Source organism: Ectobacillus soli (assembly GCF_042610425.1).
In the GTDB taxonomy this organism is placed as follows: Bacteria; Bacillota; Bacilli; order Bacillales; family Bacillaceae_G; genus Ectobacillus.
The window spans coordinates 636,137-657,688 of the sequence record NZ_JBGJZM010000001.1; the positions used below are offsets into that span (position 1 = coordinate 636,137).

17 protein-coding genes and 1 pseudogene are annotated in these 21,552 nt (G+C 37.3%); all 18 read left to right on the plus strand.

What is annotated here, in order from left to right:
* Positions 1-416 precede the first annotated feature (416 nt).
* The 18 genes and pseudogenes from ACAN53_RS03380 (at position 417) to sigG (ending at position 21,509) form a co-directional block, all read left to right on the plus strand.
* Positions 417-1,295 carry a 2-dehydropantoate 2-reductase gene (locus ACAN53_RS03380; protein WP_379967017.1) on the plus strand — a complete coding sequence of 293 codons (879 nt, stop codon included), beginning with the start codon at positions 417-419 and terminating at the stop codon, positions 1,293-1,295.
* 72 nt (positions 1,296-1,367) lie between these two features.
* Entirely contained in the window at positions 1,368-2,984 is a 1,617-nt protein-coding gene (gene bshC / locus ACAN53_RS03385; RefSeq protein ID WP_379967020.1) for a bacillithiol biosynthesis cysteine-adding enzyme BshC, read from the plus strand.
* Positions 2,985-3,198: 214 nt separating this feature from the next.
* Positions 3,199-4,131, plus strand: a complete 933-nt coding sequence (rsmH, locus tag ACAN53_RS03390) for a 16S rRNA (cytosine(1402)-N(4))-methyltransferase RsmH (protein ID WP_379967023.1) — start codon at positions 3,199-3,201, stop codon at positions 4,129-4,131.
* Between the two features lie 47 nt (positions 4,132-4,178).
* Complete coding sequence (ftsL, locus tag ACAN53_RS03395) at positions 4,179-4,532, plus strand: cell division protein FtsL (RefSeq protein ID WP_379967026.1); 354 nt, start codon at positions 4,179-4,181, stop codon at positions 4,530-4,532.
* 22 nt (positions 4,533-4,554) lie between these two features.
* A complete protein-coding gene (locus tag ACAN53_RS03400; RefSeq protein ID WP_463323066.1) occupies positions 4,555-6,693 on the plus strand; it encodes a penicillin-binding transpeptidase domain-containing protein in 2,139 nt (712 codons plus the stop codon).
* Between the two features lie 79 nt (positions 6,694-6,772).
* A complete protein-coding gene (locus ACAN53_RS03405; RefSeq protein WP_379967032.1) occupies positions 6,773-8,689 on the plus strand; it encodes a stage V sporulation protein D in 1,917 nt (638 codons plus the stop codon).
* 130 nt (positions 8,690-8,819) lie between these two features.
* The gene (locus tag ACAN53_RS03410; protein ID WP_379967035.1) at positions 8,820-10,289 is read left to right on the plus strand and encodes a UDP-N-acetylmuramoyl-L-alanyl-D-glutamate--2,6-diaminopimelate ligase; all 1,470 of its coding nucleotides are present in this window, start codon (positions 8,820-8,822) and stop codon (positions 10,287-10,289) included.
* A 19-nt stretch (positions 10,290-10,308) separates the two neighbouring features.
* Positions 10,309-11,283: a phospho-N-acetylmuramoyl-pentapeptide-transferase gene (gene mraY / locus ACAN53_RS03415; protein WP_379967038.1), complete on the plus strand. Its 975-nt coding sequence runs from the start codon at positions 10,309-10,311 to the stop codon at positions 11,281-11,283.
* Entirely contained in the window at positions 11,284-12,633 is a 1,350-nt protein-coding gene (murD, locus tag ACAN53_RS03420) for a UDP-N-acetylmuramoyl-L-alanine--D-glutamate ligase (RefSeq protein ID WP_379967041.1), read from the plus strand.
* 88 nt (positions 12,634-12,721) lie between these two features.
* Positions 12,722-13,849, plus strand: coding sequence for a stage V sporulation protein E (gene spoVE, locus ACAN53_RS03425; protein ID WP_379967044.1), 1,128 nt, complete (start codon positions 12,722-12,724; stop codon positions 13,847-13,849).
* 329 nt (positions 13,850-14,178) lie between these two features.
* Entirely contained in the window at positions 14,179-15,087 is a 909-nt protein-coding gene (gene murB, locus ACAN53_RS03430) for a UDP-N-acetylmuramate dehydrogenase (RefSeq protein WP_379970245.1), read from the plus strand.
* A gap of 97 nt (positions 15,088-15,184) precedes the next feature.
* Positions 15,185-15,928 (plus strand): cell division protein FtsQ/DivIB, encoded by a 744-nt coding sequence (locus ACAN53_RS03435; protein WP_379967047.1) that lies wholly within the window; start codon positions 15,185-15,187, stop codon positions 15,926-15,928.
* Positions 15,929-16,038: 110 nt separating this feature from the next.
* Positions 16,039-16,203 (plus strand): annotated as a pseudogene (locus ACAN53_RS03440) (DUF1290 domain-containing protein); the annotation flags it as partial.
* A 126-nt stretch (positions 16,204-16,329) separates the two neighbouring features.
* A complete protein-coding gene (gene ftsA, locus ACAN53_RS03445; RefSeq protein WP_379967050.1) occupies positions 16,330-17,607 on the plus strand; it encodes a cell division protein FtsA in 1,278 nt (425 codons plus the stop codon).
* A gap of 39 nt (positions 17,608-17,646) precedes the next feature.
* Positions 17,647-18,771: a cell division protein FtsZ gene (ftsZ, locus tag ACAN53_RS03450; protein ID WP_379967053.1), complete on the plus strand. Its 1,125-nt coding sequence runs from the start codon at positions 17,647-17,649 to the stop codon at positions 18,769-18,771.
* Between the two features lie 240 nt (positions 18,772-19,011).
* Positions 19,012-19,914, plus strand: a complete 903-nt coding sequence (gene spoIIGA, locus ACAN53_RS03455; RefSeq protein ID WP_379967056.1) for a sigma-E processing peptidase SpoIIGA — start codon at positions 19,012-19,014, stop codon at positions 19,912-19,914.
* A 23-nt stretch (positions 19,915-19,937) separates the two neighbouring features.
* Complete coding sequence (gene sigE, locus ACAN53_RS03460; protein WP_379967059.1) at positions 19,938-20,657, plus strand: RNA polymerase sporulation sigma factor SigE; 720 nt, start codon at positions 19,938-19,940, stop codon at positions 20,655-20,657.
* 75 nt (positions 20,658-20,732) lie between these two features.
* Entirely contained in the window at positions 20,733-21,509 is a 777-nt protein-coding gene (sigG, locus tag ACAN53_RS03465; protein WP_379967062.1) for an RNA polymerase sporulation sigma factor SigG, read from the plus strand.
* Positions 21,510-21,552: the final 43 nt, after the last annotated feature.

Below are 21,552 nucleotides of genomic sequence, written 5' to 3' on the forward strand. Positions count from 1 at the left end.
TGTAACCAGCTGTTTTTTATTTTGAAAACCTTTAGTTTTCCAAAATGATGGGGAATGGATGCATATTATAGTCTTAATCCTAAGTTTCATGCTGTTCTCGTAATCAACTAAGGAACTGCTAAATCTCATTTTAGCAACAAAGTGACTCACCAAAGTAGATGCCGTAAAACAGAGCCTCGCTGTCATTTTTAATAATTTTTACTTGTGAATCTTCTAGCACGGATCACTCCTTGCGCATCGTTTCATTTAAATTGTGTGAAATCTTCTAATGTTTTATAGTTAATACGCAAGTACTCTATTTTAGAAATATACAATTTTTTCACCATTTCGATTCTGAAGAAAAGAGCATTCCTTCAGAAATTTAGTATGAATTTTGCTACACTACTAGTAAGTATACTATATAAGGAGAATGGATGATGAAGATAGGAATTATTGGCCCTGGTGCGATTGGTCTTCTCTTTGCTTACTACTTACAAAAAGAAAGCATTACTGTTACAATATACACGCGTACAGAAAATCAAGCAGCCAATATACGAAAACAAGGAATAACATGCATAATAAAAGATGTGAAATATACCGTATATCCAAATGCTATCCCTTTATGTGAAGCATCAATACAGGATGATTATGTATTTGTTGCTGTAAAGCAATATCATTTGCAGTCCGTGCTTCCTTATTTATTTAACGCTAGGGGGACACTTGTTTTTTTACAAAACGGAATGACTCACCTTGCGTTACTGCAAAAGTTTACTCAAGTGGCAGTAGGAATTGTTGATCACGGGGTACGAAAAGAAAATGACACAACAATTATACATACAGGAGTAGGGATAACGAAACTTGGTATTGTGAATGGTGAGAAGGAATTGTTCCAGCCACTTTTTTCTATATTTACGGATGTATTTTCTCTTGTTTTAGAAGAAGATTGGTATGAAACCATAGTGAATAAACTTGTTGTAAATGCATGTGTGAACCCTCTTACTGCCTTGTACAAAGTAAAAAATGGTGAATTGATTCACAATGAGTCATTTAAACAGGTTATGAAAACAGTATGTACGGAAGTTCTTTATATTTTAGATAAAAAGAACAAAGAAGACTATTGGCAACGAGTTTGTTCGGTTTGTGAAAAGACCGCAGAGAACCGGTCCTCTATGCTGGAGGATGTTATAAATGATAGGCCAACAGAAATAGAAGCCATATTAGGCTATCTATTAAATAAAGCAATTGAAAATAATCAACATGCACCATTGCTTTCATTTTTGTACCATTCAATTAAAGGGATGGAGCATATAAGATAAAATTTTTGCTTTTGCTTATAACATTGTCTACAATTTTGTAAGTGGAAGTCGGGATAGGAAAGGAAGAAGGTTATGGACATCAAAGAAATCTCTGTTTTTCCGAAGGGATTGACTGGAGACTATTTGCAAGGAAATGAGGATGCGTTATCCTGTTTTGATTACTCCTTGCAAGACAAAGTATACGAGAGGAGAGTTCGTGATTTACAATCGCGTTCTTTTGAAAGACAGGAGCTCGTTCGTCATTTACGAATGTACAATGAAGGCTACGGCGCAAGTGCAAAAACGATAGAAAATATTCTTGCGTTAGAAGATTCTCAAACGGTTGTCGTGATTGCAGGACAACAAGCGGGTATTTTAACAGGCCCTCTTTATACGATTCATAAAATAATTTCTATCATTCAACTTGCAAAAAAGCAGGAGCAAAAGCTCGGTATTCGAGTTGTTCCTGTCTTTTGGATTGCAGGAGAAGATCATGATATAGATGAAATTAATCATGTTCATATTTTGAAAAATCAAACTGTAAAAAAATCGATTTTACATGGGGATACAAAGCAGAAAACAAGTGCATCTGAAACAGAATTAAATCAAGAAGACTGTAAGGCTTGGATCAGAAGTTTGTTTCGATCGTACCAAGAAACAAACTTTACAACAGATATGATGCAATTTGTAACAGAGTGTTTAGAACGGTCTGTAACGTATACCGATTTCTTTGCCTTTATGATAACGGAGTTATTTAAGGAAGAAGGACTTATTCTAGTAGATTCAGGAAATCCTGAACTTCGGAAGATAGAAGCGCCTTTCTTTGAAACTATTCTTAAGCATGAACCGGGGATACGTGAGGCATTGTCTACTCAACAGCAGAAAATAATTGGATATACCTATACCCCGCTTATTACAACTAAACAGAATGCTATTCATCTCTTTTTGAAAATTGACGGAGAGAGATGGCTTCTTGAAAGAGAAAAAGATGTCTATGTTTGTAAAGAGGGGAAAGTACGATTAACTGAAGAAGAACTCGTCCAAATTATTTATACAGAACCAGAAAGAGTTAGTAATAACGTAGTGACGCGGCCGTTAATGCAGGAGTACTTGTTTCCAACCCTTGCATTTATAGGCGGTCCGGGAGAAGTTGCTTATTGGGCAGAACTCCAGCTTGTTTTTCATGAAATTGGGTGGAAAGTCCCACCTGTTGTGCCACGTCAAATGATTAGCTATGTTGAGCGGCATATTGAACGTGATTTAAAGGATCTCTCCTTACAAATAGAAGATGTGTTCACAAAACAGTTGGGTGGTATAAAAGATACATGGCTACGCTCTCAGGTGGACGAGCCTCTTAATGAATTATTTGAACAGGCGCGTCTTGAATTCGAAATGTCCCATCGTCATTTGCGAGAAGCGGCATTACGGGTAAATCCTAGTTTTTTATCGTTTGCCGAGAAAAACAAACGAAAAATAGAAGAACAATTGCAATTATTTGAGCGTGCACTGCAAAAGGATATTCATAATAAGCATGAAGTAGAACTTGCTAAGTTCAGACGAATCGAAGTTTCTCTTCAGCCTCATGGATTACTGCAGGAAAGAATGTGGAATATTTTGTATTATTTGAATAGATACGGATTTTCTTTTGTGCAGGATGTAGTGGATGTACCATTTAGTTGGAATGGTAAGCATAAAATTGTAAATCTATAAAATCCTGCAGCCTTTTTGCAGGATTTTTCTTTGCACTGTTGAATTGTTTTGTAAAATACTAACAATTCAAGTGGGTTGGATCATCAAACTCCTCTTAAAATTTACTTTGCATTGTTTTTGCTTTAATTTATAAAAAAAATGATAAAATATAGTATATAATGAAATAACGAAAAGAAATTTGACATTTGAATAATGTTATGAAGTAGGTGCAATGATGTTTAATCATAAAACGGTACTGTTAGAAGAAACAGTCAATGGGCTAGCTATCAAGCCTAATGGTACATATGTAGATTGTACAATGGGCGGAGGAGGACATAGCGCATATCTTTTGTCACAGTTGTCTAAGGATGGACATTTGATTGCCTTCGACCAAGACGATATTGCAATAGCGCATGCCAAGGATAGATTTCAATCGTACGGAGATCAATTTATTCCAATCAAAAGTAACTTCCGTTTTATTAAGGAAAAGCTTCTGGAAATAGGAATTACAGAAGTAGATGGAGTATTGTTTGATCTTGGAGTATCTTCCCCTCAGCTAGATACGCCTGAACGAGGATTTAGCTATCATTTTGACGCTCCACTTGATATGAGAATGGATCAGAACGCTTCTTTATCTGCATACGATGTAGTGAATGGCTGGTCATATGGACAGTTAGTAAAAATCTTTTTTCAATATGGAGAAGAAAAATTTTCGAAGCAAATTGCAAGGAAAATTGAAGCATTTCGTGAAGAACACCCTATTGAAACGACAGGACAGCTTGTCGAACTGATAAAAGAAGGCATACCAGCAGCTGCTAGACGTACAGGTGGTCATCCTGCGAAACGAGTATTTCAAGCCATTCGAATTGCCGTCAATGATGAACTACAAGTGTTTGAGGAAGCTTTAGAGGCTGCGATTGATGTAACAAAGCCAGGTGGTAGAATTAGTGTTATTACCTTCCATTCCTTAGAGGACCGTATTTGTAAAACCATATTTAAAAAATATAGTAGTGTACCATCATTGCCACGTGGTCTTCCAATTATACCGGATGAGTATAAACCAAAGCTAAAATTGATTACGAGAAAGCCAATACTTCCAACAGAAGAAGAGCTAGAGGAGAATAATCGTTCACGATCTGCTAAATTACGTATTGCACAGAAGCAATGAAAGATTTCTTGTTATCCTACTGCCTATATGAAGAGGAGGAAAAGACAATGACTAATGTAGCGGTTAAATATAGAAAGAAACAATCGCAAGTAGAGATGCAACAACCGGTAGCACAACCAGTTCATAAAGCAAAAGTTACATTAATAGAAAAGATACTATATACAGCTTTTATAGTATTTTTACTTTATGCAGCCGTAGTCATAATAGGCAATAAGGCACAAATGTTTCAGTCAAATGCAAAGACTGTTGATTTACGTAACGACATAGAGAAGCAAAAGAAAGTTAACAATGATTTAAAAGCGGATGTGGAGAAGTTGAGTAGCTACGATCGCATTGCCGAAAAAGCAAAAAGTATGGGTCTTAGCATAAATGAAAATAATGTAAAATCACTACGCCCATAAGAGAGTGTGATGTCTGATGGAAATGAAAAAATTATATATGAATAAGGGAGCAGGATGCTTAATGATATTGTTTGCCCTGCTCTTTTTTATATTGTTGTCTCGATTTTTTTACTTACAAGTTGTTGGCACAGTCCACGGAGAATCATTAAAAAAATGGGCTGATGCGAAGTACAATCAAAATGGAGTACTAGAAGCAATGCGAGGTACAATTTATGATGCTCACGGGGAAGTGCTTGCTCAAGATGTCCCAGCCTATAAGCTTATAGCAGTATTAAAAGGCGATGGGAGTGTGAAGGACAAGGAGATGACGGCAGAAAAAATTGCTCCTGTTCTAAATGCAAGTAAAGAAGAAATTTTGCAAAAGTTAAACAAAAATGCTGTTCAAACGGAGTTCGGATCTCAAGGGAGTAACATAACGAAAAAACAGTATGATCAAATAACGAACATGAAATTGCCTGGAATCCTCTTTGTTGATGGAACAGCAAGAATTTATCCAAATGGAGATTTTGCATCGTATGTGTTAGGATTCGCTAAGCCAAATAATCTTAATGTGTTAGAAGGACAATTCGGTCTTGAAAAAAGTTTGGATTCTTATTTGCATGCGGAAAATGGAACGGTATCTTTCGATAAAAATGCAAAAAGCTTCTCTAATCAAAAAATTGCACCACCTAAAAATGGTGACAATGTTTATTTAACAATTGATCAACATATCCAAAGCTTTTTAGAATCCGAAATGAATAAAGCATTCGACCAATATAAGCCATCTATGCTTGTTGGCATTATTGTAGATCCAAAAACAGGAAAAACGTTAGCGATGTCGAGCAAGCCAGGATACGACCCAAATCAACGTGACATCAAATACTTTTTAAATGATCCAATTGCCTATGCGTATGAACCAGGTTCAACATTTAAAATGTTTACGTTATCTGCTGCTATCAATGAGGGTGCATATAACGGACAAGATTACTATCAATCTGGTACTTATATGGTAGGAAATATTGCGATAAAAGATCATAATGATGGAGCGGGCTGGGGAAGTATTACATTTGATGAAGGAGTGCAGCGCTCATCAAATGTTGCGTTTGCGATTCTAGCAGAGAAGAAGCTAGGATTTGATCGTTTACAAAACTACATCCAAAAATTTCATCTGGATCAGCCAACCGGTATTGATTTACCAGGTGAGGGGAAAAACACTATTTTATTTGATAAACCAATCCAAAAAACGACAACTGCTTTTGGACAAGGATCAACGGTTACACCGATTCAGCAAATTCAAGCGGCTACCGCTATTGCCAATGATGGACAAATGATGAAGCCTTATGTTATTGATCATATTGTAGATCAAGATACGAATAAAGTTATTGAACAACACAATCCTGAAATTGTTGGTAAACCAATTACAAAAGAAACAGCACAAAAAGTACGTCAGCTGTTAGAATCTGTTGTAACGTCGCCTAAGGGTACAGGGACAGCATATAAAATTGATGGATATTCAGTAGCTGGAAAAACAGGAACTGCACAAATACCGGGATCTGATGGTAAGTATATGATTGGTAAAGAAAATTATATTTTTTCTTTTATGGGTATGGCTCCTGCTTCTGATCCAAAGCTCCTGTTTTATATTGCAATTAAACAGCCTAAACTAAAGGATACAGACTACGGTTCTACACCAATTGCTACTATTTTTACAACTGTTATGAAAAACAGTCTCCAATATTTAAAGATTAAAGAGTCAGCTGTTACAGATGTGCAAGCATTGGTCAAACAAGAAAATGTTTCTACTCCAAATGTTGTTGGGCAGAGCACGGATGGTGCCAAAGCAATGCTAGAAAAGGTTGGTCTTCAAGCCATTGTTCTTGGACAAGGAAATGTATCGAGCCAAATGCCAAAATCAGGGGATACAACGTTAAAAGGGGATCGGGTAATTCTTACAGGCAATGAAAATAAGATGCCAAATATTGTAGGATGGTCTATGAGGGATGCAATGAATTTAGCAAATGTTCTAGAACTTGACTTAAAGACAAATGGACAAGGATATGTAACAGAGCAGAACATAAAGGAAGGCACATCTGTGAAAAAAGGGGATTCATTAGAACTTAAGCTTACACCACCATTGGAGCTCTCTCCAGGTACGAATACAACTCAAAAAGCAAGTCCTTGATGGGGTTTGCCGGCATGTTCTAATCGAATAGGTACAAGCATATATTGGAACGAGCCAAAAGTGTAAGGGGAGGTTCCATATGCGTGTATCAAACGTTACAGTACGAAAACGTCTTATATTTGTTTTGTTATGTGGATTTCTTATTTTTATCATAATAGATGTGCGTCTTGGATATGTTCAATTTGCCTTAGGTAATATGTTAACCGACGGAGCAAAGGATTTATGGAGCCGTAATATTCCATTTGAATCAGAGCGGGGGAAAATAGTAGACAGAAACGGCGTGGAGCTTGCTACGAATAAAAGTGCTCCTTCTGTACTTGTTGTCCCCCGTCAAATTGAAAATCCCGGAGAAACAGCAGAAAAACTTGCTTCTGTTCTTGGGGCATCGAAAGAAACAATCTATAAGCAAGTTACTAAAAAAGATAGCAGTGTATGGATCCGTCCTGAAGGGCGAAAAATATCTCATGAAAAAGCAAAAGATATACGGGCTCTCGGCCTAAAGGGAGTTTATATTGCAGAAGACTCAATAAGATATTATCCGTTTGGAAAAGATTTAGCACATGTACTTGGATTTGCTGGCATTGATAATCAGGGCTTAGTCGGGTTGGAATTATCCTATGATAATCAGTTAAGAGGTGACGAGGGCTACGTTAGATTTTACGCGGATGCAAAGGGGCAGCGTATGCCAAACATTGGAGATGATTATAAGTCCCCTGAAAGTGGCTTGAATTTAGAGCTAACAATCGATTCTCGTATTCAAACGATTATGGAGCGTGAGTTAGATATTGCACAGGCAACATACAATCCAGATGGAATTATTTCTATTGCAATGAATCCAAATACAGGTGAAATACTTGCAATGTCGAGCAGACCAAATTTTGATCCGGCTAGCTATCAACAGGTTAGCCCTGACATATATAATCGTAATTTACCAGTATGGAGTACTTATGAGCCAGGTTCCACATTTAAAATTATTACACTAGCAGCAGCACTAAATGAAAATCTTGTGAATTTAGATAAGGATACATTCTTTGATAGTGGTTCGGTAAAGGTCGGAGGTGCCACTCTTCATTGCTGGAAAAGAGGGGGCCATGGTCAGGAAACTTTTCTCGAAGTTGTTCAAAACTCATGTAATCCTGGCTTTGTTGAACTGGGGCAACGATTAGGAAAAGAAAAACTCTTTCAATATATTCAAAATTTTGGGTTTGGCAAAAAAACTGGAATTGATTTACAAGGTGAAGGAAAAGGAATTTTATTTGATGTAAATAAAATTGGTCCTGTTGAACAAGCAACGACGGCTTTTGGGCAAGGCGTCTCGGTTACACCTATTCAACAAGTAGCCGCAGTAGCTGCAGCCATAAATGGCGGGGTTTTATATCAGCCTTATATAGCGAAGGAATTCATTGATCCCACCACCAATCAGATAGTTAGTAAAAAAACACCAGTTGCAAAATCCCGAGTTATTTCCGAGGAAACATCGAAACAAGTTCGTTATGCACTTGAGAATGTAGTTGCACAGGGTTCAGGTAAGGGAGCTTACCTTGAGGGATACCGTGTTGGTGGGAAAACAGGGACAGCACAAAAGGTTAAAGATGGTCGTTATATGGATGGAAACTATATTGTTTCCTTTATTGGTTTTGCGCCTGCAGATGACCCTCAAATTGTTGTCTATACGGCTATTGATAATCCAAAAGGAACCGTTCAGTTTGGAGGAGTCGTAGCTGCACCGATTGTAGGAAATATGCTACGTGACATGCTTCCTGTTCTTGGGGTTGCGCCTCGTACAGGCGGTATAGATAAAAAGTTAAACTGGCTTGATATTCCTTCGGTAGAAGTACCAAATCTTATTGGTTTGGATAAAAAACAGCTGCAAGAGCAGCTAATTGATTTACAGCTTGATGTAAGTGGAACGGGAGATAAAGTGATTGATCAATCCCCACAGTCAGGTGTAAAGCTAAAACAAGGATCGAAAATACGGATTTATATGGGGAACTAGACGTTTTCCAATCTATCATGTACAATTTCTATCTGTATGGGCGAAATTGTCCTATGGAGAAGAGTAGAATAAGAATTGTAGCAAGAGTTAGAGTACCATCAAATTTTATTGGTAGAGAGGATATAGTAAGATGAAGTTGCATACACTTGTATCATGTTTGCATGATTTCCCGGTTATTCCAAATGAAAACCCGGACATAATATCGATTGAAAATGACTCACGTCAAGTGAAACAAGGAAGTTTGTTCGTTTGTATCAAAGGATTCACTGTGGATAGTCATGACTTTGCACAGCAAGCAGCTGCACAAGGTGCGGCTGCTATTATAGCAGAAAGACCTGTAGATGCTACTATTCCAGTAGTTCTTGTGAAGAATTCCTCAAGAGCTTTAGCATTGCTAGCAGATACGTTTTATAATCAACCTACACATAACTTACATCTTATCGGTGTGACTGGAACAAACGGAAAAACGACAACATCACATATTATTGATGAAATGATGCGACATCACGGTCACAAAACAGGTCTAATTGGTACAATCAACATGAAAATTGCTGATGAGACGTTTGAGGTGAAAAATACAACCCCTGATTCCTTAACGTTGCAGCGTGCATTTCATGAAATGGTAAACCTTAAAGTAGATAGTGCAGTCATGGAGGTTTCTTCCCATGCTCTTCATCTAGGCCGTGTGCACGGATGTGATTATGATGTCGCTGTGTTTACGAATTTATCCCAAGATCATCTAGATTATCATAAAACGATGGATGAGTATAAACAGGCGAAAGGTCTATTATTTTCTCAGTTAGGAAACAGATTTAATCATGATAAACCCAAATTTGCTATTTTAAACAATGATGATCCCGCATCAATGACATATAAGATGATGACGCAAGCCACAATTATTACATATGGATTGGTAGAAAAAAGTGATATTATGGCTACTGAGATTTTGATGAGCAGTAGTGGAACGAGTTTTACTCTTATTACCCCGCAAGATACGAAAAGAGTAACAATGAAGCTAGTCGGTAAATTTAATGTGTACAATGTACTAGCAGCGGTTTCTGCTGCCATTGTATCAGGTGTTTCCATTGATACAATTGTAGAAGTCATTCAAACAATAAACGGTGTACCAGGACGATTTGAAGTTGTGGATGAGGGGCAAGATTTTGCGGTGATTGTGGATTATTCTCATACACCAGATAGCCTACAAAATGCTCTTGAAACTATTGGACAGTTTGCAAAATCGAAAATTTATTGTATTGTAGGGTGCGGGGGTGATCGTGACCGTACAAAACGCCCAATTATGGCACAAATTGCAACGAAATTTGCGGATTATGCTATTTTGACTTCTGATAATCCGAGAAGTGAAGATCCGGAAGCAATATTACTTGATATGACAGACGGTCTTGATGCAGATAACTTTGAAGTAATCGTAGATCGTCATCAAGCAATTGAGCAAGCAATTGAATCTGCATCAAAAGATGATGTTATTCTAATTGCAGGAAAAGGCCATGAAACGTATCAAATTATTGGAAAAACTGTTTTTGACTTTGACGATCGAATTGTTGCAAAATCTGCTATCGCAAAGCGCATGAACAACTAGAGAAAGGGGGGAAACATACGTGATACAGCAAGGACTATTCGTAACTGTTGCTGTTGCATTTCTTATTGCCGTTGCTATTTCTCCAATCTTTATCCCCTTTTTGCGGCGTTTAAAGTTTGGACAAAGCATACGAGAAGAAGGACCTAAATCACACCAGAAGAAATCAGGAACCCCTACCATGGGGGGAATCGTTATTTTTATCTCCATTATGGTTACTACGGTTCTCATGGTAGCGAAATTTGGAAAACTAAATGTTACAACATATTTGCTTCTTTTTGTTACATTTGGCTATGGATTATTAGGATTTTGGGATGATTTTATTAAAGTCGTAATGAAACGCAATTTAGGATTAACTTCGAAGCAAAAGCTAATAGGACAAATCCTTATTGCTATTGTATTTTTTGTATTCTACAAAGCATTTGGCTTTTCAACAGATTTACATATACCTGGAACTACTATACATTTTGAACTTGGTTTTGGTTATTTTTTCCTTATCTTATTTTTGTTAGTTGGTGCATCTAATGCAGTTAATTTAACAGATGGACTTGACGGATTGCTAGCAGGAACATCTGCTGTTGCTTTTGGAGCATATGCTATACTGGCATTTTATCAAGGTCAATATGAGGTTTCTGTGTTTTGTATGGCAATTGTTGGGGCCGTGTTAGGATTTTTAGTATTTAATGCTCACCCCGCTAAAGTATTTATGGGTGATACGGGCTCTCTTGCTTTAGGAGGAGCAATTGCTGCGGCAGCAATATTAATTAAACAAGAGTTGCTTCTTGCTATTATTGGTGGTATCTTTGCCATCGAAACATTATCTGTTATTATTCAAGTTATATCATTCAAAACAACTGGTAAACGCGTATTTAAAATGAGCCCGATTCATCACCATTATGAACTTAGTGGATGGTCAGAGTGGCGCGTTGTCGTTACGTTTTGGACGGTTGGATTATTGTTTGCAGTGTTAGGAATCTATATCGAGGTGTGGATGTAAGTGAAAACGGTAGAGGCGTATAAAAATAAACATATACTAGTTTTAGGGATAGCAAAAAGCGGCTATGCAGCCGCAACGCTATTAAAAAGTTTAGGAGCTCATGTTGTTGTGAACGATAAGAAGCCATTAGAAGATAATCCAATGGCACAGCGTTTGCAGCAGGAAGGATTTCATGTTGTATGCGGGAGTCATCCGCTTGAATTGCTTACGGATGTGGAATTGGTTGTGAAAAATCCAGGAATTCCTTATAGTAATCCAATTCTTGTAGCTGCAAAAGAAAAAGGAATCTCCATTATTACTGAAGTAGAGCTTGCTTATTTAATTTCAGATGCACCATTTATTGGTATTACAGGTTCGAACGGAAAAACGACAACAACAACCTTGATATTTGATATGCTAAAACAAGGGGACAAGCAGCCTTTAATTGCAGGTAATATTGGTACAGTTGCATGTGAAGTTGCTTCTTTTGCAAAGAAAGATAACATAATTGTAACGGAATTATCTTCATTTCAGCTGATGGGAATCCAAACCTTTCAACCGAAAATAGCAGTCCTATTAAACCTGTTTGATGCGCATTTAGATTATCATGGTACGAAGGAAGAATATTGCCGGGCAAAATCAAATATTTTTAAAAACCAAACAGAAGACGATTACTGCGTCATCAATGCTGATGATGAAAATGTGTTGAAATGGTCACAGCGAAGCAAGGGGCAAAGCATTCTATTTTCAACGACAAAAGTAATTGAAAATGGAGCATATGTAAAAGACGGTGCCCTTTATTTTTGTAAAGAAAGAGTAATGGAGATAAGCGACATTGCCCTTCCTGGTAAACACAATTTGGAAAATATATTAGCTGCTATGAGTGTTGCAAAGGTAATAGGCGTTTCAAATGAAGCAATTGTACATGTGCTAGAAAACTTTACGGGTGTGAAGCATAGACTACAATATATAACGACTATACATAATCGTAAATTCTACAATGACTCAAAGGCGACTAATATATTAGCTACTCAAAAAGCTATTTCTGCTTTTGACAAGCCTGTTATTCTACTTGCAGGTGGCTTAGATCGTGGCAATGATTTTGATGCGTTACTACCCTATTTTCAAAATGTAAAGGCATTGCTTACATTTGGTCAAACTGCACCAAAATTGATAAAAACTGCACAAGAAGCGCAGGTTAAATCTATTGTACAAGTAGAGAATTTAGAAGAAGCTGTGCAAAAAGCATACGACTTGTCCGAAGAAGGAGATGTTATTCTTCTTTCTCCTGCATGTGCAAGCTGGGATCAATTTAAAACTTTTGAACAAAGAGGGGACATGTTCATACAATTTGTGCATAAGCTAGTATAAAGCGAGATGTTTGAGGATTAATCCTCGTTGCACACACTTTTGGCAGCATTATTGCAGAAACCTCGCACTATGAGTAGGTACACTACTAATGTACTTACATGCAAAGAGGTGTTTCGTATTGCAGGCAAAAAAAGCTCCTGATTTTGTGATCATTTTGGTAACCTGTATGCTACTGACGTTTGGTATGATGATGGTATACAGTGCCAGTAGTGTATGGGCGTCCTACAAGTTTGATGATCCATTCTTTTTTGCAAAGAGACAGCTATTGTTTGCAGGATTAGGGATCGTGGCAATGTTTAGTATAATGAATATTGACTATTGGGTGTGGCGGAAATATGCATTGACAATTTTGCTCTTATGTTTCGTGTTGCTTATTGTTGTGTTAATTCCTGGTATTGGGATGGAACGAGGAGGGGCACGGAGTTGGATTGGAATTGGAGCATTTTCGATTCAGCCATCTGAATTTATGAAATTTGCAATGATTATTTATCTCTCTAAATTTCTTTCAGAGCGGCAGAAAACGATTACGACCTTCACTCGAGGGCTAGCTCCCTCACTCGCCATTGTTTTTCTTGCATTTGGCATGATAATGCTACAACCAGATTTAGGTACAGGAACGGTTATGGTGGGCACATGTATTATCATGATTTTTATTGCAGGAGCTAGAATTATGCATTTTGCTATATTAGGTCTGTTAGGTGTAGCAGGGTTTGTTGGATTAATTTGGTCAGCACCATATCGTATGAGACGGATTACCTCTTACTTAGACCCATGGTCTGATCCTCTTGGAAGTGGTTTTCAAATCATTCAATCACTCTTTGCTATTGGACCAGGCGGGTTGTTTGGTCTAGGACTTGGGCAAAGTAGACAGAAATTTTATTATTTGCCTGAACCACAAACAGATTTTATTTTTGCAATCATTTCTGAAGAACTTGGCTTTATTGGCGGATCATTTGTTTTGCTATTATTTGGTTTGCTATTATGGCGAGGTGTACGAGTTGCTTTGGGAGCACCTGATTTATATGGAACATTTTTAGCTGTAGGTATTGTAGCGATGATTGCAGTTCAAGTTATGATTAACATAGGGGTTGTAACAGGGCTTATTCCTGTTACAGGTATTACATTGCCCTTTATCAGTTACGGTGGGTCAAGCTTAACGCTAACATTAATGGCTATTGGTGTATTGTTAAATATTAGTCGTCATGCTCGCCTCTAAACCTCTGTTGAGTAAAACAGGGGTTTTTTGGTGTACATGACCGTTGTTCTTGGGAGTTAATAAATTTTGTATGATTTTGATAGTTGACAGCGCCATCGAAACCGAGTATCGTAATTCCGAGTCATTTATTTCATGAGTGGATTTGTGATATTCTTAAGATAATAGGTGTCTTACTAAAGTTACAAGTTTTGTATTTCCGTACGAATCGTGCTATTACATAAAAAAGAAAATGTATATGAAAAATAGAGAAGATACTTGTACACAAATAACGTTAGGTGAACGTCTTGCATACGATAAGAGTATGGAGGATTTTTATGGGGGAGATTAATATGCAACAATTAGCTAATGACCTTAAACAAGCGAATGTTGGGAAAATACTTACTAGTGAACCGCTCGCTCGACATACAACCATGAAAATTGGTGGACCTGCGGATATTATGGTTATACCAAACACCGTAGAAAGTGTTGAACAAACAATAAAGCTCATCCAACAATATGGAATAAAGTGGACGGTGATTGGTCGTGGATCCAATTTACTTGTGTCAGACAACGGAATAGAGGGAGTTGTTTTAAAGTTTGGCGAAGGACTGGATCATCTTGAAATAAAAGATACGATTGTTCGCGTTGGAGCGGGATATCCGCTAGTACGGCTCGCTACAAACATAAGCAAACAGGGGCTTGCTGGTTTAGAATTCGCTTCTGGTATACCTGGAAGTGTGGGTGGTGCTATCTATATGAATGCTGGCGCTCATAAATCCGACATGTCACAAATTGTATCAAGAGTTCACATATTATTTGCAGATGGTACCGTCGAATGGCTGACGCATAAAGAACTTATGTTTTCGTACCGAACGTCTATACTACAAAAAGAAAGACCTGGAATTGTATTGGAGGCGGAGCTTGCCCTTTCAAAAGGTGACCGGGAGCAAGTCTTTTCCGTTATGCAAAAAAACAAAGACTATCGCAAAGAAACACAGCCATGGAATTATCCATGTGCAGGAAGTATTTTTCGTAACCCGTTACCCAATCATGCAGGAAATCTTGTGGAAAGAGCGGGTTTGAAAGGATATCAAATTGGCGGAGCACAAATTTCTCCGATGCATGGTAATTTTATTGTAAATACAGGAGGGGCAACCGCAACGGATGTATTGCAATTAATTGACTTTGTAAAACGGACAATTAAGGAGAAATATGGTGTGGAAATGCATACAGAAGTGGAAATGATAGGAAGAATATAGTTATTTTTATCGATTTCCAAGTTATGCTATAATGAACAAAAAAGAACGGCATGAAGTTACATGCCGTTCTTTATGTTACCAACATGGAGGAGCTAATATGGATAAAAAGGTCATTCAGCTTGAGGACCGTGTTCCAAAGTTAAAACTACAAAAGAGAAAAAAAATGAATCGTAGACTTGTACTATATCTTTCTATTTTATTTATGCTTGTTATGTTTGGCATTTACTTTCGATCACCTATTAGTAAAATTGCTGATATCTCTGTAGAAGGAAATCACTACTTAAATAAAAATGATGTAATGGCACTTTCAGGTGTTACTTATGACATGAGTTATTTTCGAATTAATGCTAGCCAATCTGAAGAAAAATTAAGACAGCAAACCGAAATAAAGAATGCGGTTGTAAAAAAACTATTTCCAAATAAGATTGCCATCGTAATTGAAGAATATAAAACAACTGGATATGTAAAAAAGGATAATACGCTGTATCCAATACTAGAAAATGGTAAATCGATAGGAGCTTTAAAAGGGAACACACTTCCTGTTGCAGCTCCGTTATTTATAGATTTTAAAGATGAAAACACCATCCAGCAGCTCTCTAAGGAGCTTGCCAAGTTGGATTCTAGCATTGTACGTTCCATCTCAGAAATTCATTTTTCTCCTAATTCTACAGATCCTAATTATCTTCTCTTATTTATGGATCAAGGATATGTAGTAAGTGTGACAGTTCAAGATTTTGCAACAAAAATGGGTGCCTATCCACTTATTATTAAACAACTAAAACCGGGGGATAAGGTACAAATTCATTTGGAAGTGGGAGCCTATATTGAGCATATAAATTAAAATGTTACTAAATTATTCGAATTTATACTGTTGGAAACAACCTTATGCGTATTCTATCTTGTATTTTGTAAACAAAGACGACTACGGAGGTAGATACCTTTTTTTGATTGTTTTTTAATATAATCTTTGCTATAAGTTTAGCTTTTCTAGGAGTACATCTTGGTGTAGACTTATATATAGTGGTATTATTCGCTTTTGAAGTAGTATTCGTTTTAACTATTGCTGTGATACGACAATTATTATTGGCAAAAAGAATGCTTTCGAAACAAAAATAAGAAAAATATGCTTGCAAAAAAAGGGATATGTATGATAATGTTGAATATTTTTCTTATATATAAGCGACGAAAGGCGTTCAAATAAAACTCTATGGATGATATAAATTAAAAAGGAGGTGCCAAGGTATGAACAGCAATGAAATGTATGTTAGTCTTGACATCGGTACATCCCATGTTAAAGTTATCATTGGCGAAATGGTAAATGAAACACTTAATATTATTGGTGTCGGAACTGCAAAATCAAATGGATTAAAAAAGGGCTCTATTGTTGACATAGATGAGACTGTACAAACGATTAAAAAAGCGATTGAGCAAGCAGAACGAATGGTCGGAATGGACATTCACCGTGTTGTTGTTGGAATCGGCGCAAATCAAGTACAGCTTCATCATTGTCATGGTGTAGTTGCTGTATCGAATGAAAACCGTGAAATTGAGAACGAAGATGTATTACGTGTAATTGATGCTGCACAAGTTGTTTCGATTGTGCCAGAACGTGAAATTATAGACGTAATTCCAAGACAGTTTATCGTAGATGGATTAGATGAAATTAATGATCCGCGCGGTATGATTGGTGTTCGTCTCGAAATGGAAGGAACACTCGTTACAGGGGCTAAAACTTTACTACATAATTTGCTTCGTTGCGTAGAACGGGCAGGACTTGAAATTGTTGACATATCATTGCAACCATTAGCTGCAGCTACTATAGCCCTTTCTCCAGATGAAAAGAATATGGGAATCGCTTTAGTAGATATTGGCGGTGGTTGTACAACCGTTTCTGTATTTCAAGAAGGAATCTTGCAATCTACGAATGTCATTCCTATAGGTGGAGAGCATATTACAAAAGATATTACCATTTGTTTTAAGACCTCTACTGAAAATGCAGAAAAAGTAAAAATTAAATATGGACATGCGTTTGCTGAAGCAGCCTCTGAGGAAGAGATGTTTACTGTTCCTATTATGGGGAGTGACCATACGTTACAGTGTACGCAAGCTGAACTTGCAGAAGTCATAGAAGCTCGCTTAGAAGAAATATTTTTATTTATTAGAAAAGAACTGGAAAAATCAGGTGTGAAGCAATTGGCGAGTGGATATGTGTTAACGGGCGGAGTAGCTGCAATGCCTGGTGTACTCGATTTAGCTCAAGAAATTCTACAAGAAAATGTTCGAATTGCTATTCCTGACTATATTGGTGTTCGTGAACCACAATATACAATTGGTGTTGGACTTATTCGAAATGCATATCAAAAGGCGAAGATGAAAGGCAAGGAAATTCATGAAAATTTAGATAGTTTTGAACGTCGTACGCCTGTACCAGTTTCGCAACCACCGGCTAAGTCTAAACCGCGTGATGAGGATCGTATGATTAATAAAGTGAAAAAAGTTATCCGCTACTTATGGGATTAGATGCATACAAGAAAATTGAGGTTCTAGGGGGATTTTGATATGTTAGAATTTGATACTACTCAGGATCAATTAGCAAATATTAGAGTTATTGGTGTAGGTGGCGGCGGAAACAATGCTGTAAATCGTATGATTGAGCACGGTGTACAAGGAGTAGATTTTATCGCTGTTAATACAGATTCCCAAGCTTTAAATTTATCAAAAGCCGAAACAAAGATGCAAATTGGTGGTAAGCTAACTCGGGGGTTAGGGGCAGGAGCAAATCCTGAAGTAGGAAAAAAAGCTGCTGAAGAGACAAAAGAACAAATTCAAGAAGCATTGCGTGGAGCAGATATGGTATTTGTTACGGCTGGTATGGGCGGCGGAACCGGGACAGGTGCAGCTCCTGTTATCGCTCAAGTTGCAAAGGAATTAGGGGCATTAACGGTAGGTGTTGTTACACGTCCCTTTACATTTGAAGGTCGTAAACGTGCCACACAAGCACAATCCGGAATTGCCGCTTTAAAAGAAAATGTAGATACACTCATCGTTATTCCAAATGACCGCTTATTAGAAATTGTAGATAAAAATACACCTATGTTGGAAGCATTCCGTGAAGCGGATAATGTGTTGCGTCAAGGGGTACAAGGTATATCAGATTTAATCGCTGTTCCAGGTCTTATTAATTTAGATTTTGCAGATGTAAAAACAATTATGTCAAACAAAGGATCTGCATTAATGGGAATTGGTATTGGAACGGGTGAAAATCGAGCAACAGAAGCTGCAAAAAAAGCTATTTCCAGCCCTTTGCTAGAAACGTCAATCGATGGCGCACAAGGTGTGCTTATGAATATTACAGGTGGAACAAATTTAAGCTTGTATGAAGTACAAGAAGCAGCAGATATTGTAGCTTCTGCATCTGATCCGGAAGTGAATATGATTTTCGGTTCTGTTATTAATGAGAATTTGAAGGACGAAATTATCGTAACTGTAATCGCGACAGGATTTGATGACAACCTGGCTGTCCAGCTTCCTAAGCCTATGGCAAGACCAAGTAGTACTTCAACACAACAAGCAAAACCAGAAGTGAAAACACGTGAAGAAAGCCGGGAAGAGCCTGCTGAGCGGAGTCCTCAAGTAGAAGATATTGATATTCCTGCATTTTTACGAAATCGTCGTAGACGATAATGTAAACCAAAAAAAGCTGACATCTGTCAGCTTTTTTTGGTTTACAAATATTTTCCTCTAGCTTCATGGGCTAGTCTGCTTTACTTTACCATACTGACAGGATGTGGCTAGAAGTACCAAAATAACAAATAAAATCACAACAAGAATTGACAGACTTTCACATTGTAAATGCATTATACTAATTTTATCCTGTTATACTAGGCAGTTTGAACCCTATCTCAAGATGTAAGAGGTGAGCATTTGGTTGTTTACGCGGATGTTGTTTGGCTTCTTAATCTGTGCATTGACTACCTTCTTTTGCTTCTCACTGCAGTAATTTTAAAGAAAAAAGTAAAAAAATGGAGACTTCTTTGTGGATCACTCCTTGGATCCATCCTCGTTATATTTGCTCTAACGCCTGTAGCATTTCTATTTACTCATCCTATAAGTAAGCTTCTTTTTTCCATTCTTATTGTATATGCGACATTTGGTTTTACACGTATTCGTACTTTTTTTACAGCATTGTGTATGTTTTATTTCGTTACCTTTATGGTAGGTGGAGGATTAATTGGACTACATTTCTTTATACAGGATAGCGTTTTACAAAGTGTAATGGCTAAACAAACATCTTTTGGTGATCCGATTAGTTGGCTATTTGTTTTGATTGGTTTTCCTGTGATTTATTATTTTTCAAAACAGAGAATTGCTGATATTGAATTGACAAATATACGTTATGATCAAATTGTTGATGTAGAAGTTACCATAAACGGAATTCAGTTACATCTAAAGGGATTGATTGATAATGGGAATCAATTATACGATCCTATTTCAAGGACACCAGTTATGATTGTAGAGGCACAGACGGCAAGAAGCCTTTTTCCGGAGTGGCTCCTGGAACAGTCAAAACAAGTTACAGAGCTTTTCTATGATTATGAAGAACATGTAGATTGGATGAAGCGTGTTCGGATTATTCCATACCGAGGTATTGGTCAGAAGGATCAGTTACTAGTAGCAGTAAAGCCAGATAAAGTTAGAGTTTGCAAAGATGGAGAGATGGTTTCCGTTACAAATGTTTTCGTAGGTATTAATCATACAAAATTGTCTTCTGACAATGAGTACGCATGTATTTTACATCCGAAAATGCTACTGTCGACAACTGCATAACAAGATAGTAAGGGGGAAACCATATGGGAAAACGAAAACTGAAACTTATGTATCTACTGTATAAAATATTACGTAAGCTTGGAATTAAGACCGATGAAATCTTCTATATTGGCGGAAGTGAAGCGCTCCCACCCCCTTTAACAAAGGAAGAAGAAGAAGTATTACTACAAAAGCTTCCAACTGGTGATGAAACGGCACGTGCTCTTCTCATTGAGAGAAATTTACGCCTTGTCGTCTACATTGCTAGAAAGTTTGAAAACACAGGAATAAACATTGAAGATTTAATAAGTATAGGAACAATTGGGCTTATTAAAGCTGTAAATACATTTAATCCGGAGAAGAAGATTAAATTAGCAACTTATGCTTCTCGGTGTATTGAGAATGAGATATTAATGCATCTTCGCCGAAATAACAAAAACCGTTCTGAAGTGTCTTTTGATGAACCATTAAATATCGACTGGGACGGAAACGAACTCTTGTTATCAGACGTGCTTGGTACAGAGGACGATATTATCACAAAGGATTTGGAGGCAAATGTGAATCGTCATCTATTATTAAAGGCTCTTCATCAACTTAATGAGAGGGAAAAACAAATTATGGAGCTTCGCTTCGGGTTAGATGGCGGTGAAGAAAAAACACAGAAAGATGTAGCTGACATGCTAGGAATATCGCAGTCTTACATTTCGCGTTTGGAGAAACGAATCATTAAACGATTACGCAAAGAATTTAATAAAATGGTCTAATTATACTCGTGCATAAAATTCCCTTCAAAGGAGATACTTTACTCTGTACAGCAACTCCCAGTAGGAGGGAATCCATTGACACGAAACAAGGTAGAAATTTGCGGCGTAGACACATCGAAACTTCCAGTGCTTAAAAACGATGAGATGCGCAGATTATTCCAGGAAATGCAATCGGGAGAAACGACCGCGAGAGAAAAACTCGTTAACGGAAATTTACGTCTTGTACTAAGCGTCATCCAACGATTTAACAACAGGGGAGAATTTGTTGACGATTTGTTTCAAGTTGGCTGTATCGGCCTTATGAAATCCATTGATAACTTTGACTTAGGTCAAAATGTTAAATTTTCCACATATGCTGTACCAATGATTATTGGAGAGATACGAAGATATTTACGTGATAATAATCCGATTCGCGTTTCTCGTTCCTTACGTGATATCGCATATAAAGCACTACAAGTGCGAGAAAGGCTTATTTCAAAACATTCTAAAGAGCCTACCGCAATGGATATTGCAAAGGTACTTGGCGTTACGCATGAAGAAGTTGTTTTTGCTTTAGATGCTATCCAAGATCCTGTCTCGTTGTTTGAGCCAATTTATAATGATGGGGGAGATCCGATTTTTGTTATGGATCAGCTCAGTGATGATAAACAAAAGGATGAGCAGTGGGTGGAAGAGCTTGCGTTAAAAGAGGGGATGAAACGTTTAAACGAACGAGAAAAGATGATTATTCGAAAACGTTTTTTTCAAGGAAAAACGCAAATGGAGGTTGCTGAAGAAATCGGTATTTCTCAAGCACAAGTCTCTCGTCTAGAAAAATCAGCAATTAAACAAATGAATAAATCTATTCAATAAAGATCAATAAGGTTTTACTACGTCACCAATTTATCATGTACGA